Genomic DNA, 15234 nt, shown 5'->3' with positions numbered 1-15234 from the left:
CTCAACTGGTACACACCAGAAGAGAAAATCCAAGAACTATTCAAGTGATGCATCCACCACTTGAAACCGCCTGTAGTTTTTAGCCACTATCTACCGTGAATGACAGTGACAGATGTGTGAGACCCCGGGGCTGTGGACTAGAGCTCGGAAATCGGCTAGCCGCAACGTCACGGATACTCCTCAGTACAGGCAACTGTGCGGCCCAAGATCGTGCCCCATTTGCGGTCTTTAAACGCGATAGCTGGGGCTTGGTTCCGACCTCAGTTGTCGTTCATAGTTTGAGACACACTCCTAGAACTGCTCCTGAACGCGCTAAAAGCAACCGAGCTGGGCCTCACACGAGCGGATTTTTGGAAGTCGTCACTTCGGTGTGGAAAGCCACAGAGGATCGATGTCTCGAGACATCGCTTTGCGTCGTGTCTGGGCAGTTGTGGCTTCAGGGCTTTCTACCGGAACAGTCTCATGAGACATGCGAAACGATGTCTCCGAACCGGACACTGTCAGGGGCACTCTGTAAGGGGCACTTTTTCATGCTGTTTGATGCATAAGCCCGGTGCCTTCCCATGGCCGTCTTACCCCCTCACACCACATCAAGATGGTTCCAGTCATAAGGCACTACTCACAAGGCTCCCCTGGGGGCAAACGAACCTTCCTCCCCTCCTTATATGGCTCGTTTGGGCCCAAACGAGCCATATAAGGAGAACCATCCTCGCTAACGCCCTTTTCGCCTAAGCCGCACGCGCAAGGCGCGCCTGAACGTCCGCAACAACCTCCTCCGGGTTCTTCGCCGAGGCAATAAAAGAGGAGGCTCCTTGCTCGATACGCACGGTGGGCCCGGAAACGATATAGGCCGATGAACCATCGACCACGCGTGGGCCCGCGCCTTCTATCAGTCCTGTCTCCGGACCGACACTGACACCGGTGATGTCCTTGAGGGAAATCGTCTTTGAAAACAAGCCCAAGACGGAAGCCGTCACGCCGTCGTCGCTCACGACGATCTTCACCCGCATCACAATGCAGGCCAACGTTGCTGCGATAACCACTGCGCCAAAAAGGATAGCTACCCACGTGGAATTAACCATTGTTGGCAGAAGCGCTGCCACAACAGCGAGGCCAACAACGATTCCCAGCCACTGGAGCGGGCCATTGAGATAGCGCACATAGACGTTGCCACTCATGGCTCTCAAGGGTAGTTGTGAAGCGTTCCACCCTCGTGGAGCAACTCACCGGAGTCGGTTTCTTCAAACTTGTCGAATGCGCAGACTGTCGTTCATAGGTAAAATTTTACGCATGTCGAACCGTGAAATCGTCTTCATCGTTTATGCCAGCAACGTCGAGAAATCCGTTGAGTTCTATTCACAGCATCTTGGACTCACGGTTGACTTCACCTCACCCCGCTACGTCACCTTCGCCCTAGGCGATGGCGTTTCACTCGCTGTGTGGAGCGGCGAGAGCCAAGCACTCTCCTCTGCCCCGACGCGAACCTCGGAAGTCTGCCTCAATGTGGACAAGGACGAAGTACTTAAGGTTTACAACAACTGGACGGCCACAGACGTAGAGGTCCTTGAAGAACCGCACGAGGATGTCTTCGGCACAACGTTTGTCGTTGCTGATCCCGACGGTAACCGTGTTCGCGTGGCTCCCATCGATTAGCCAGCGTGCTAGCGGCAAGGCCGCATGGCAAACGGGTATGAAAAAGCCCCAGCAGCTTCTGCGATTGAGCTGCCGGGGCTTTGTTGGTGCCGTGGCTACTACACCACGGGCTGCGGAGGCTTTACAGCGTCCGCGCGTCCGTTCGCGTTACTGAGTGATGAACGGGTTCACGATCTCCTGCGTGATGTCCAAGGTGCCGTGCTCGATGTAGTACATACCGAAGAAAAGGGCGGCCAGAATAACCACGGAGATGAGCATCAAGGGAATCCACTGAACGAAGACGGATACCCAACCGTCAGCCTTGTCGCGTGCGGCAGCCTCGCGCTCTTCCTGAGCCAAATCGCGCTGGTTGATCATGTTCAATCCTTTCACTTAGCTCCCTCTCCGAGGAGCTCATGCTGGAGTCTTCTCCCTCACAGCTGAGGGACGCTCGCCCATTAACACAGAGTATGTTAGCAGGTTATACAGTACCGGCCGTAGTTCTACGCAGATTTTCAGCGGCTATCCGTCAGAAGTTTGACACCGTGTGTGAGCTAGACCCCAGGATCCTCGTTATTCTCCAACGCCTCGATGAATTCTTCGCGGTCGTGGAACATGCGATTGATGTCATCTCCAGCGCCAACAATCCATTGCTGTGAAAGCTCATCGAAGGTCACAGCGCTTTCTGGATGCTGTTCCAGAGCCTGCTCTAAAGCCGCGGCCTGTTCATCGCTAAGCTCGTCAACGTCCTCCACTGGGCCCACCTGCGCGCTCAACTCCTCCAGCGCTTCAATGCGGTACTGAGCGTATTGGCGTTTCGGGCGCTCGAATAGTTCTTGTCCCATCATGATGTGGGGATACACCTCCTGGTGAGAATGCGGTCTGGGCCCACTGTACCCGTGAATCGCTCGATCTTAAGAGCGACTTCCGCGCAGGAGCTCGTCGGGGACGAAGTCCTTATAACCGGGCAAGTTATTCTCTGCTAACACGCCCTCACAAAACCGCAGGAGCGCTGGGGCATCTGCGGAATCGAGGTGGTCAAAGACCATGCGGCGAACGGACTCCACGTGTTCCGGTACGGATGCTCGAAGCCGCTTAAAGCCGAGTCGCGTGATAACGACCTCGACTCCCCTGGCATCGCCTTCGCATTTTTCTTTGGTCACGAGACCACGTTTTTCCATCCGCGTGATTTGGTGCGATGCTCGGGAGCGATCCCACTCCAGCTCCGAGCACAGTTCACGCAGACGCAGGCGGTGGTTCGGGGCTTCAGAGAGGGACACGAGCACGGAGTACTCAGACATGGAGATATCTCCGCAAGCCAAGAGGGTCTCCTCCATGCCGCGGTTGATCTTGCGGATGCAGGCCAAGAGGTGACGCCACAGGTCTTGTTCTTCTTCGTTGAGCCATCGAGTTTCCGCAGTCATGACAACAACCCTACACTTTGGAGTTACAGCCCTTTTAATTTTTCCATGCTCAACTCGGTACGCCCACCAACCCAGGAATAACGCTGAGGCATGCAGGTCAACACAATGACCTGGGAACTCTTTCCCGCCTTAGTGAAAAGCGCTGCCATGAGCTGCAGACGGGAAGAATCGGTGGACCCCAATGCATCATCAATAATGATGGGCACGGAGTCCCCAGAGACGAGCTGCGCGATGGCAAACCGCGTCAGAATCCCCAACTGCTCCTTGGCTCCCCCGGATAGGCCCTCAAAATCCACGGTGTCGCCATTGCGGCTGCGCGTTTCTACCTTGAGTTCTTCTGACAGGTGGAAATCCACGTCGCTGCCAAAGACGGTGCGCGCCAAACCATTGAGTGCCGTGACGAACGGCTCCGCATAGCGCTGGCGGGCGGCATCGCGGTGGCGCAGCATGAGCATGCGTAGATAACGGGCGGCCTCAGCCCGGCGTTCAGTAGCGGCGTGGCGTTCGCGAGCCATCTCCAGTTCAGCGGTGGCCCTTTCTAGTGCCTCGGCAGCGCCGGAATACATCTCAATGCGGCCTGTGAGCTCACGCTTCTCACCATTGGCATCAGACACCGCGGCTTTAAGCGACTCAACGTGCGTCCGCGCGCCCTGTGCCAAGCTTTCTGCAGTGGCCACATCCACGCCCGACATCTCTTTAAGGACGGCTTCCTCGTTAGCCTGTGCGGTACGGGCCTTCTCTATAGCAGCGTGAACGTCGTCGTCACTACGCTGCTCGCGGGCGGCGGCAATGGCCTGGGCCTTAAGGCCACGCTGCGATTCGGCTTCGTCGGCGCGGACTTGAGCAACGTCGAGGGCTGCCCCAGCTTTGTTCTCGCGGTAGGGAGCCAACGCACGGTCCAGCTCGTCGAGCTGGATGCGCAGCTCTTCTTCTTCCTTCTCTACAACGGCGAGCTCACGTGGCTCGTCGTCATTTTCATCGGCAGTCTCCAGTTCTTCGATGGCACTAGCCTCAAAGCGTGCGCGAAGCTCGCCCAAATCATCACCACCCAAGGCAGCAACCAGCTCACGGGAAGCGCTGTCTACCGATGTAGCAAGCTGCTCGTGCTTCTCATGGGCAGCGCGAGCTACCTCGACGGTCTCGCAGCCAGCGTTGTCCAGAAGTCGGACTAGCTCTGCTTGGGCTTTCTCAACACCATCGACTCCGGATTCACCGGCAGCGGCCGCATAGCGGGCAGTGACCTCGCCGATGCACACCATCGTGCCATCGTGCAGCTCAACCGGGGTTTCCTCACCGGAATCGAGAGCCAGAGGCTCACCGTCCACCGTGATCTCACCCGAGCCGGTGACATAGAGCTTCGCGGCGGCGGCCGCACGCAGGCGCTTCTGAATGCTGACCTCACGTTCGGCTTCCACCAGCGCACCAAGGTTTGCAATGGCGGGCGCTGCGGCCAGTTCACGGCGGCGAACAGCCAGCGTCTCCTCCAAGGTGCCCAGCGTTTCCAGTCGTGCCCCCAGCGCTTCGTGCTCCGCGCGCTGCCGCGCACGGCGAGCCCGCTGGCGCTCCTCACGCACTGCGTCATAGCGCTTTTGGACCTCAGCGCGCTCTTCTTCGAGTTTCAGCCGTGTGGCTGCTTCGGCGTCCGCCCGTTCAGTTGCCTGCACCAGAACCGTCGCTGCACGCTCGGCAGCCTCGACTGCATGGGCATGTTCCTCCACGAGAACCTTGCGGCGCTCGGCATCCTCCTGGGCACGCGTCACAGCCTCCGCAGCGCGAGTAACAGCAACCTCTTGCACCCTCACCTTCTCCTGCGCCGCGCGTGCCGCGACAAGTTCTGCATCGAGGCGAGCGCAGTCCTCTTCGGCAGCAGGCAGGGCGGCCTCAGCTTCACTCTGCTTGAGCTCCGCAGCCTCGTAGCGCTCCACCACGCCATCGAGCTCGCGCAGGGCGGCTTCAGCAGAGGCATGGGCGTCCTCCGCTTCCTCTAAAGCCGCAATAACAGCCTTGTACTCCCCTGCCGGTTTATCCGTCTTGGCGGTGTAGAACTGCGTGTACTCAGCTTCGATGCGCGTGAGTAGCTCGGAATCCTCAGCCACAGCACTCGACCCGGTTTCTTCTTCCAGTGCGGCAGTCAGAGACGGAATACCTACTGCAGCGATACCCTCATTCTGGTCATCCTGGCGCACAAACAGCGCATCGAGCAGCGCGCGGTCAAGGTGTTCGCTCAAGATACGGTCGAGCTCATTATCGGCCTCAGCACCTGTCCATTGCCCAGGACGCGGAGACAACACCTGCAACTCCGAGGCACGCTTCTTCAACCACCTCTTGTGGATGCGGAAACGGTACGGGCCCACGGTCGCTTCCAGCGTGACCTCGGGCGCTACGTCACGGCCCACGGGTTTGAGCGCCTTAATCTTCTTTGATCCCGCCGTGTGCTTTTCCGTCAGAACAAAGTCAATGGCCTCCACCAGCGTGGACTTACCGGCCTCATTCGGGCCGCCAATCACCACAACACCAGTCTCCGGCAAATCCTTGACCACAAGGCGTTCCACAGCGCGGACATTATTCAGTTCGACAGAATGTAGCTGCATCATGGTTTAGGCTCCCTTCGCGCTGAGACGAAACAGTAGATTAGCGGCATCACGGGCGGTGGGATTGTCCAGATCCTCGAGCAACTCTGTCAGCGCATCTGCTGCATAGCCGCTCAGACTTAACTCGCCCAGTTCCTCCTCTGACGGCGCAAGGTGCAGGTCCATCGTCCGCTCACGTGGTTTCAGGGAGGCAAAGACCTCTTCCAGATCCGCAAGGCCCTGCTCTAGCCGTGCTTGAGCGTTCAGGCCCAGCGTTCCGCGCAAGCTGTACTTCACCGCGGTGCGCGTCTTTCCCGGCAGCTCATCCAGCTCCGACAAAAAGCGCTCGACCTCCTCCATCGAGTTAAGGTCAGCATCAATGGCGCGGAAGTGCCAGCGTCCAACGCTGTGCTTGGCGACGTCCACCCGATCACCCTCAACCGTCACCACCAACGCATTACCGGAATCACGCTCGCGATCATCGAAGGCCGTGGTTTCCGGACTGCCGGAGAACCACACCTTTCCGGTGCGGCCAAGAGAGTCCGTGGAGTGAGTATCCCCGAGCGCCAGGTAATCAATAATTCCTTCGTCGAGGCAGCGCTCCACGAATGCCAAGTCAATGATGTCTGCATCGGTATCAGCAGATTCACCTGCGCGGGATTCCACTTGGCCGTGGCCCACCGCGATGCGGGCAATCCCGCCCGCTGCCTTATCGAATGGCTCCAAGGGCTCCAGTGCACGGCGCACGAGGTCGTAATTCGCGCGTTTCGACAGGTAGGGCGCGCCGACGATTTCTACCCCTGGGCGTACCTCGATGGGCTCGGAATCTGCAATAACGTGGACGTTATCCGCAAAGGAGTGAAAGAAAATGGAGTCCGCCACGAGTGGATCGTGGTTGCCTGGCAACAGGTAGACGGGCACGGGCAAGTTCTTAAAGACCTCTTTTGCGCGCAGCAACGTGGACTTGTTGAGGGAGTTATGTTCAAACACGTCACCAGCCACCACGATGAATTCGGCACCCGTTTCGCTGGCTAGCTCGCCGAGCCGCGCTACTGCCTCCTCACGGTCATCATCGAAGCGCGATTGCGCTGCTGGTGAGAGGAACCAGCGGGTCATCCCCAGCTGAAAATCGGAGGTATGGATAAACGTGACAGCGGCCATGAATTCTTACTCCTCACTCGACACGGAGGCGATATCGTTAATGCGTCAGATGGTAGTAAAGGTCATCGACATCGGAGACTGCACGAAGCACATCTATGTTCGTATGACTCACCGCACGCATGGCACGGCGCAGCAGGTCAGGGTCAGAATCATCCACTGCGGGTGCGTACTTAGGTTCGGGAAGCGGTGGCAGTTCGCGCCCTTCCCAGAACAGAGCATTGCGCTCTTCAGGGTCCATGTCCACGCCACTATAGGAATCCTCCGAGGCAGCCTTGGCCTGCTCCATGACGGATTGCTCCAAACGCGCAAAATCCAGTCCGCGCAGGGCGAAGATGACAGACGGATCGGCATCCATGCGCGCAGCAAGGCGATCTGCCACGGCGACGATGTGTTTGCACACATACTCCGGATCAGGGCAGGTGCAGGAGAAACGGAGGTCGTCGGCGAATTCGGCAAAGAGGATGTCGAGGGTGTCGTCGGCAAGCAGGCCCTCCCTCGCCTTCGCCACGGAGTTGGGGGTACGCGCAAACATCTCCGACAAACGGCCGATGTCCTCGTTGTTGCGGTACGGGACCTGGATGAGCACCGCGAAAGGCTCGTTCTGGGAGCCGGCAACCTTGCCGTGAACCGCACCATTGCGCACGTCAAGGCCCACGACGTGACCTTCCGTAGCGTATTGGCGCCCGCGGCTGATGCGCCCGGAATCCGTCTGCCCATTGACAAAGTTCACCACGCGCGTGGCAGCCGGCTGCATCGTGCGCACGCGGTCTACGCGGTGGACCTCCTCGGGCGTGCTGACGCGCTTGCGGGTGCCAAAGTTAGCGTAAATGACGTTGTCATCGCTCGGGCGTGCCGGTGCCATTTAGTTCTCCTGTCCCTTGTAGCTCATGAGATCTGCCAGCTGCTCCGGAGTTAGTTCCGTGAGCCAGCCTTCGCCCTCGCCCACCACGGCGCCAGCGAGCTGGGTCTTGCCGTCGAGGATGTCTTGGATGGACTCCTCCAGCGTGCCAGCAGTAATCATCTTGTAGACCTGCACGTTGCGCTCCTGACCGATGCGGAAGGCACGGTCGGTGGCCTGGTTCTCCACGGCTGGGTTCCACCAGCGGTCCATGTGCACGACTATCGACGCCGCCGTGAGGTTCAACCCCGTACCTCCCGCCTTGAGCGAGAGCAGCATGACGGGAGCTCCGTCATCGGCTTGGAAATCCTGCACCATCTGGTCACGTTTGTTCTTGCTCACTCCGCCGTGGAGGAAGGGAATGTCAGTGCCCAACTGGTCGGATAGATAAGGCTGGAGAATATCGCCGAAGGCCTTGTATTGGGTAAAGATAAGCACGCGCTCGCGAGATTCAATCGCCTGGTCCACGATGCGCATGAGCTCTTCCACTTTGCCGGAGCGGTGCTTGCCCTTGATGGTGACCGCGCTGCCGTCACCAAGGAAGTGGGCCGGGTGGTTACAAATCTGCTTGATACGCGTAAGCGAGGCCAGCACGAGTCCGCGGCGCGACATGCCTTCCTTTTTGCCCAAGGCTTGCTCCACATCAGCAACCAGTGCCTTATACAGCGCCGCCTGCTCGTCGGTCATGCGCACGGTGATGATCTGTTCGGATTTGTCAGGCAGGTCATCGATGATGTTCGGGTCAGTCTTGAGCCGGCGCAGGATAAACGGCGCGGTGAGAAGGCGGAGGCGCTCGGCCATTTCCTCGTTGCCTTCGCGTTCGATGGACTTGGAAAAGTGGTTGCGGAAGAACGACGCTGAGCCAAGAATGCCGGGGTTGCAGTAGTCCAGGATGGAGCGCATCTCTGACAAGCGGTTCTCAATCGGCGTACCGGTCAGCGCCACGCGGTGGCGCGACGGGATAGCGCGCACTGCTTTAGAGGAACGCGTTGCCGCATTTTTAATGGCTTGGGCCTCATCGAGCACAACGCGGTCCCAGTCCACCTTGCTCAAGGTGAGGAAGTCACGGGCCACGGTGCCGTAGGAGGTGATGACGACGTCAGCATTCTGCGCTGCCTCCACAAGTTTGTCGCCTTTGAGCCTGCCGGTGCCGTGCTGGACCACGACTTTGAAGCTCGGCACGAAGCGCGCGGCCTCACGGGCCCAGTTGCCCACGACGGAGGTGGGGGCGACAACCAGCGTGGGGTTCCACGCCGTGGCGTCCTTATCCTCCGCGGCGTGGGCTTGCGTATCTCCCGCGGCGTGGGCTTCCGCCCACGCCGCCTTTTCGACGGCCAGCAACGACAGTAGTTGGAGGGTCTTGCCCAACCCCATGTCGTCGGCAAGCACTGCTCCAATATTGTTCTGGGACATCCAGTAGAGCCAGTCCACGCCGCGGCGCTGGTAATCGCGCAGCTCCGCGTGGACGGTATCTGGGATATCCACGCGGTCCGGGGCGGTGGTCTCGAGGCCTCCGAGCAACGAGGTGTGCCACTGGGAGCCGGTAAAGGCGATGGGATCCTCCGCCATGGATTTAAGCGCCATCTCGCGCAGATCCGCGATGGAGACAAGGTTTTCTTCTTCGCCTTCGTTGAATTCCTTGCGGCGACGCTCTACCTCAGCGACGAGCTCCTCCCAGCCGGGTTGCTCCAGCTGGCGGGCCATCTCTGCGGTTTTTGCGAGCTGTTCGAGTTCCTTGAGGGCTCGCCTACGGGCGGTATCGGCGAGCTCGCGCATGTACTGCTGAATCTTGTTGAGCGCCTGGGTATCCGCCATGACCCACTCGCCGCGCAACTTGATGAGGCCGGACTTGGACTTAACTAGCTCCTCCATTTCGGCATCGGTGAGCTGCGTGTCACCGACGGAGAGCTTCCAGTCATAGTTGACGAGTTTTTCCATGCCGATATGGGCCTTCGTGGCACCCTCGGCAGGATCGTGAGCCTCGACGGTCTCTAGCCGGGCCTTGGTCTCCATATGCGACCACGACTTCGGCAGCATGACGGTGAAACCGGCCTTGCGCAAGGCTGCAGCATCGTGGGTGACAAACTCCACGAGTTGTTCGGTCGTCAGGTATACGTCCCAGTCACCGGCATAGGGCGAGGGTGCCCCGGAGTTGTATTTCAGGCGCGGGGCTACGTCGAAGGCGTGGCGGCGGGCATCACGCAGCTTCTCGACGCTCCCCCGATCCAGCTGCTCCTGCTTCACTGGGCGCGGCGAATCGGTGCCGGAGCGCACAAGCACGCGGATGGGCCAGACGGTCTCTTCAGGGTCTTCATCATTTTCTGGCTCTTCTACGAGGAACACCAGCTGGAGATCCACCGAGGTGATGGAGTCTTTCCACTCGTTGAGCCCGCGAAGCAGCTGGGCACGCCCCTTCTTCACTGGTGCAGTCTTCAGCAGCGAAAGGGCGAAATCATGCCAGGGAGCTGCACGTGGAGCATCGATCTGTGGGCGCAGCTGGGTATAGGCAATCCAGTGCGTAAGCTCATCAGCTAAATCATCTGAGAGCGCACGGTTATTAATCGTCAGAATGCCTGGTGCTGAGGCAAGCATCTCCGCCAACCAGCTGCGCTCTCCTAATCCGGAGGCGAGCTGCCACATGGGATACCACTCGCCTGCTTGGTAGGAAAGGCGAATAGTCACGCGCCCAGCGCGCACAAAACGGTAGAGACCGCGGTAGGCCCGGATGAGCCACATGAGGTCTGGGGCAATGGTCAAGCGCTGCTCTGCCGTCACCGCTTGGCTGCCCGTGTCGAGAAATTCTAATTTGGCCAAGGTCTCAACTGCCTCATCAGGTGCGAACATGGCCATAGGCACCATGAGGGAGACGTCTTTTCCTTTCGGAGTGCGCAGCGATACCCGCGCTCGGTTACGAAACGTCTTCTTCTCCAAGATGGTGTCGACAACATCGGGGAAGGTGCGCTCCGGTACAGCGGAGGGCATGACGATCTTGTGTCCTTCGACCTGTTCGATCCATAGACTCAGGCCAGAGACGGGCAGCCAGAGGCCATGCAGCAGGTAAGAAGCCATAACGGCCAGTTTAGCAGCACACCATCTGGGGGCACTGGGGGCAGAAAGTTCCCAAATGCTGCCACAATACCCAATCGTTATAGTCTCGTTACATTTCAGCGTTACGCCAGTAAGACCGTACATTAAGCTGTGACCAAGGTAACCAAATACTGGTCGCCTTGCCGATTTTCAGTTGGGCAGGACCGTTTACCTCGTTAGCGTGAATGCGTCCTACTCTTAATCTCAATCTCAAGGAGAGATCAGTGCAAGACTCCACTTGGTACGTCGTTGCGATGATCATCTATCTGCTTGCCATGGCCGCCATCGGCTTCTGGAGCTACAAGCAGACGGATGAATACGACGACTATGTTCTAGCCGGCCGCGGGCTTCACCCGTTCGTAGCCGCACTGTCCGCCGGTGCGTCCGATATGTCCGGCTGGATTCTCATGGGCCTGCCTGGCGCCCTGTTCCTCACCGGTATGTCCGAGCTCTGGATGGCCATCGGTCTTCTTGCCGGTGCTTGGGCGAACTGGAAGTGGGTTGCGCCGCGTCTGCGCTCCTACTCCGAAATTGCCGGCAACTCGATTACCGTGCCGTCCTTCTTCGAGAACCGCCTGCACGATAAGTCGCGCATGCTGCGCATCATTGCTGCAGCCATCATTATCTTCTTCTTCACCTTCTACGTATCCTCCGGCATGGTCGCCGGTGGCCGCTACTTCGAGTCCAGCTTCGGCGGCGACTACATGGTCGGCATGCTCGTCGTGGCTGCCGTGACGGTGTTCTACACCTTCGTCGGTGGCTTCCTCGCGGTGTCCTATACCGATACCGTCCAGGGCCTGCTCATGTTCGCTTCCCTCATCATCGTGCCGATTATGGTGCTCTTCGCACTGGACAACCCTGGCGAGATCTTCAGCTTCGCTGCTGAGAACCCCTACGCCACCGGTGGCGTTATTGAGAACCCGAACTACTTCTCGATGTTCTCCGGCGTTTCCGCTGCCGTCATCATCGGTAACTTGGCGTGGGGCTTGGGCTACTTTGGCCAGCCGCACATCATCGTCCGCTTCATGGCGCTGCGTAAGCCTTCCGATGCCCGCGCGGGCCGTTTCTACGGTGTCAGCTGGATGGGTATCTCCCTGATTGGTGCTATCTTCGTGGCACTGTCCGGTACCGTCTTCTTCACTCAGACTGGTCACTCCATCACTGACCAGGAGAACTATGAGACCATCTTCCTGGACATGGCACAGGTTATGTTCCACCCGCTGTTCGCTGGTCTGGTCCTGACCGCTGTTCTGGCAGCCATCATGTCCACCATGTCCTCCCAGATGCTGGTTGTTTCCACCTCCCTGATTGAGGACCTCTACCTCATCTTCGCTAAAAAGAAGCCGAGCCAGGACGTCCTGATCAACCTGTCTCGTACCGCTGTCGTGGCCATCGCCATCATCGCCGCTGTGCTGGCCATCAACCCATCCGACTCGATTCTGGGTCTCGTTGGCTTCGCCTGGGCTGGCTTCGGTTCCGCCTTCGGCCCGATTGTCCTTCTGTCGCTGTACTGGAAGCGCCTGAACTCCACCGGCGCCATCGCCGGCATGCTCACCGGCGCCATCGTGGCCATCGGCTGGGGCATGAGCCCGCTGGGCGATACCCTCTACGAGCTGGTTCCGGGCTTCATCTCCGCTCTGCTCGTGGCCGTCGGTGTTTCCCTGGCCACCAAGGCCCCGGACGAGAAGGTCACCCAGGAGTTTGAGGAGGCTTCCCGCCTGGCCAAACTCGTCGAGAACAACAAGAACCTCGACTTCGAGGAGGCTGCGGAACAGGTGCAAAGCTAAACGCTGACCCCCTATCCCATTTCTTTTCAAGCCCCTCGCTGAGCTAATTCATCACGAAGCTTCGGCGAGGGGTTTGTCTTATGCGCAAGAACTTTTAAGACAACGCCGCTTCAATAGCTTTGACTGACTCAGTAATGTGTGGGACGGTGCCAGCAACATGTGAACGTGCATCATTCGGGATAAACGTCACGTTCGCGCCGCGCGATGTCCATTGGTTAACCAATTGCTCAGCGGTCGAAAAAGGAATCACGTCATCGCCGCGGCCATGCGTGACTACCACTGGGATCGACGGCGCATCGTAACCGATGTGCTGGTCCGCGAGGATCCGGTCGTATGGCGCAGAAGCGATGAACTGGTCAACATCCTTCTCCTCATTGCTGATCTGCTCAATAGTAGTTCCTGCAAAGCTTGTGAGCCCCAAGGTACAGGTGTTGGTGGCGCGTTTAAGGATTTCAGCGCCCTTCTCATTGAGATGGGAGTAAAGGTCTTCCCCATAAGAGTCACTCAGTCCCAGCAACGCATAGGATTCAAACAGGAAGTACAACGTGCCGTCGAGCGCCGGCGGCAGCAACGTCAGGTCGGCGGGTGCAGCGCCAATGGTAGCTAGTTTGACGTTAAGTTCAGGCGCGTAATCGTCATAGAGCTCCGCTGCTGATGCCGCTGCCCCACCGCCCTGCGAGTAACCGTTGATGAACACGGGGTTATCGGCAGCAATATCCCAACCGCTAAGCTGCTGTGCTGCACGCGCACTATCCAAGACGGCATGCGCCTGAGAGATTCGATCCATGTAGGTGTGCATACCTGGGGTCCCAAGACCTTCATAGTCTGTGACCACAACCGCATAGCCCTTCTTCAGATATTGCTCAAAGAAGAACTGCTCGTAGTCCCCCACACCTTCAGCGATCTTGCGCGACGGCGCGCATCGGTCTGCCACTCCCTGCGTTCCCGGAGCGAATGCTACAACTGGGCGCGGGCTGGGCCCCACCCACGCAGCTTTGGGCTCAATAACAATGCCGCTAACGGCAGTCTTTTTTCCAGTGCGGTTGGTAGAGGAATACAGGATTCGCTGGGCCTTGTACGGTCCAATGTTGGTAATTCCGAGGGTGTTCGACGGGTTGCGAACAGGCTCGGAACGGAAAAGTTGGCCGGGGGTGGACGACTCCACATCAACGGAATCGTGGTAGAAGGCCGAGTATTCATCTCCGACCGGGTTGTTCATACCAGGTTCCGGTGCCGTGGAGTAGTTCTTCAACTCCTCTGCAGCATCCTCAATATCACCGGATTGCTCCGGGCTCTTCGTTGCTACGGGATCTTTAAGGGCTTCCTCAGCGAGAGCGGATTCTGGTAGTTCTGGCGCGACTTCCTGTGCTAAGGCAACAGGGCTTGATGTGGCAACGAGACATGCCACAGTAAGAATGGGAAGGGACGATTTCACTGCATTTCCTTTCTTTAAGCAGTGTCAGCAGGTGCGATAAGTTTTGACTCTTTCTAAGAAAGGTCATGTTTATTATTAACCTTCATTTGATTGTGTCAAGTTTTATTAATCCCCCGCACACCTTCCCTTCATCTCCACGCTTCTCGACATCTCTCTACAGGGAACCTCTCAACGTTGCACACAGTCTAAATGGTCATGGACCTGCGTACGGCCTATTTCGGCCTCCTTTCCCTAGCCACACTCACATATGCCGGATACCACTTCTTCCCCGGCCCCAACCTAGGAGTGGCCACAGTGCCCGCGCGCGTATCGACACCTGGCTATGAACGTGCTGACTTTGGCGGTTGGCTGCCCGGCACACGCGAGGCCATCAAGGACACCCAAACCATTAACGGCATTCTTTATGACCCGTACTCCCGCGGCCCTGCCCCGGACCGCGTTGAAGTGGACCACGTCTTTCCGCTCTCCGCGGCATGGGACCTCGGTGCATCGACGTGGACAAGAGAGCACAAGCTAGCGTTTGCTAACGACCCGCTCAACCTTGTTGCCACCGCCCGAACTCTTAACCAAGCAAAGTCAGATTCATTGCCTGGTGACTGGCTTCCACCAGCGGATCGCTGTGACTATTCGCGAAGGCTTGCTGCCGTGGCGCGGAAGTATGAACTACCACTCCCCGCCCGTGACTACGAGGCCATGCGTCATCAGTGTCGATTCGATTTCATTACGGACCGTCGTTAGACTTTCGCAGGGAAACCCGTGACCAGAAAGGTAAACACTTCTCCTCATGACTAGCTTGCTCATCTTCCTCCACGCCTTCGCCGCTATTTTGTTGGTCGGTACCGTGTGTGTCTCCACTTCTGCCTTCCCGGGCCAACTTGAGAAGGCCGCTGCTGGCGATGCGTCCGCTGCTGGTGCTGCGGGCGTCCTCAACAAGATCACCACCACCTATGGATACATCTCTGTCATCGTTCCGGTAATCGGCCTGGCTGTCTTCCTTACTGACCTTGACGCCTATAAGTCCCAGGTTCAGTTCCACATCGCGATCCTGCTCGCCGTCATCGCGTGGGTGATTCTCCTCGTCGTAGTGATCCCGAAGCAGAACAAGTCTATGGCCGCCATCGCTTCCCCCGGCACCGCCGATGTTGCCAAGCTGAAGAAGCAGCTGGCGATGTTCTCCGGTATCTTCAACTTGCTGTGGGTTGTCTGCGCCATCCTGATGTACGTGTAACTCACTTTTAGA

General features: G+C 58.3%; 13 protein-coding genes. 4 read left to right on the top strand and 9 right to left on the bottom strand.

The window, feature by feature from the left end; all coding sequences use genetic code 11:
* Positions 1-728 precede the first annotated feature (728 nt).
* Positions 729-1178, bottom strand: a complete 450-nt coding sequence (locus NX84_RS06125; RefSeq protein ID WP_039674928.1) for a hypothetical protein — start codon at positions 1176-1178, stop codon at positions 729-731.
* Between the two features lie 112 nt (positions 1179-1290).
* Here NX84_RS06125 and NX84_RS06120 point away from each other — a divergent pair, with 112 nt between their 5' ends.
* Entirely contained in the window at positions 1291-1653 is a 363-nt protein-coding gene (locus NX84_RS06120; protein ID WP_039674925.1) for a VOC family protein, read from the top strand.
* A gap of 147 nt (positions 1654-1800) precedes the next feature.
* Here the strand turns inward: NX84_RS06120 and NX84_RS06115 are convergent, their stop codons facing one another.
* The 7 genes from NX84_RS06115 to NX84_RS06085 all read right to left on the bottom strand — a co-directional run bounded on the left by NX84_RS06115 (position 1801) and on the right by NX84_RS06085 (position 10754).
* Positions 1801-2010, bottom strand: a complete 210-nt coding sequence (locus tag NX84_RS06115) for a hypothetical protein (RefSeq protein WP_039674923.1) — start codon at positions 2008-2010, stop codon at positions 1801-1803.
* 176 nt (positions 2011-2186) lie between these two features.
* Complete coding sequence (locus tag NX84_RS06110) at positions 2187-2480, bottom strand: hypothetical protein (RefSeq protein WP_039674922.1); 294 nt, start codon at positions 2478-2480, stop codon at positions 2187-2189.
* A gap of 66 nt (positions 2481-2546) precedes the next feature.
* Positions 2547-3056, bottom strand: coding sequence for a MarR family winged helix-turn-helix transcriptional regulator (locus tag NX84_RS06105; RefSeq protein ID WP_039674921.1), 510 nt, complete (start codon positions 3054-3056; stop codon positions 2547-2549).
* A 23-nt stretch (positions 3057-3079) separates the two neighbouring features.
* Positions 3080-5650, bottom strand: a complete 2571-nt coding sequence (locus NX84_RS06100) for an AAA family ATPase (RefSeq protein WP_039674920.1) — start codon at positions 5648-5650, stop codon at positions 3080-3082.
* 3 nt (positions 5651-5653) lie between these two features.
* Entirely contained in the window at positions 5654-6787 is a 1134-nt protein-coding gene (locus NX84_RS06095) for a metallophosphoesterase family protein (RefSeq protein ID WP_039674919.1), read from the bottom strand.
* 37 nt (positions 6788-6824) lie between these two features.
* Positions 6825-7649: an SWIM zinc finger family protein gene (locus NX84_RS06090; RefSeq protein WP_039674917.1), complete on the bottom strand. Its 825-nt coding sequence runs from the start codon at positions 7647-7649 to the stop codon at positions 6825-6827.
* Positions 7650-10754 carry a DEAD/DEAH box helicase gene (locus tag NX84_RS06085; protein WP_039674916.1) on the bottom strand — a complete coding sequence of 1035 codons (3105 nt, stop codon included), beginning with the start codon at positions 10752-10754 and terminating at the stop codon, positions 7650-7652. It lies immediately after the preceding gene.
* Positions 10755-10996: 242 nt separating this feature from the next.
* On the opposite strand from NX84_RS06085, the gene putP reads away from it, so the two are divergent.
* On the top strand, positions 10997-12559 hold the full coding sequence (gene putP, locus NX84_RS06080; RefSeq protein ID WP_039674915.1) for a sodium/proline symporter PutP: 1563 nt from the start codon (positions 10997-10999) through the stop codon (positions 12557-12559).
* A gap of 94 nt (positions 12560-12653) precedes the next feature.
* Here the strand turns inward: putP and NX84_RS06075 are convergent, their stop codons facing one another.
* Positions 12654-13994: a lipase family protein gene (locus NX84_RS06075; RefSeq protein WP_082013922.1), complete on the bottom strand. Its 1341-nt coding sequence runs from the start codon at positions 13992-13994 to the stop codon at positions 12654-12656.
* A 195-nt stretch (positions 13995-14189) separates the two neighbouring features.
* Between NX84_RS06075 and NX84_RS06070 the strand changes: the two genes are divergently transcribed.
* Positions 14190-14732 carry an HNH endonuclease family protein gene (locus NX84_RS06070; protein ID WP_039674934.1) on the top strand — a complete coding sequence of 181 codons (543 nt, stop codon included), beginning with the start codon at positions 14190-14192 and terminating at the stop codon, positions 14730-14732.
* A 46-nt stretch (positions 14733-14778) separates the two neighbouring features.
* Complete coding sequence (locus NX84_RS06065) at positions 14779-15222, top strand: hypothetical protein (RefSeq protein ID WP_039674914.1); 444 nt, start codon at positions 14779-14781, stop codon at positions 15220-15222.
* Positions 15223-15234 lie beyond the last annotated feature (12 nt).

The sequence above is a fragment of the Corynebacterium minutissimum genome (assembly GCF_000805675.1).
Classification (GTDB): domain Bacteria; phylum Actinomycetota; class Actinomycetes; order Mycobacteriales; family Mycobacteriaceae; genus Corynebacterium; species Corynebacterium minutissimum.
This window is presented reverse-complemented; position numbering and strand designations above follow the sequence as displayed.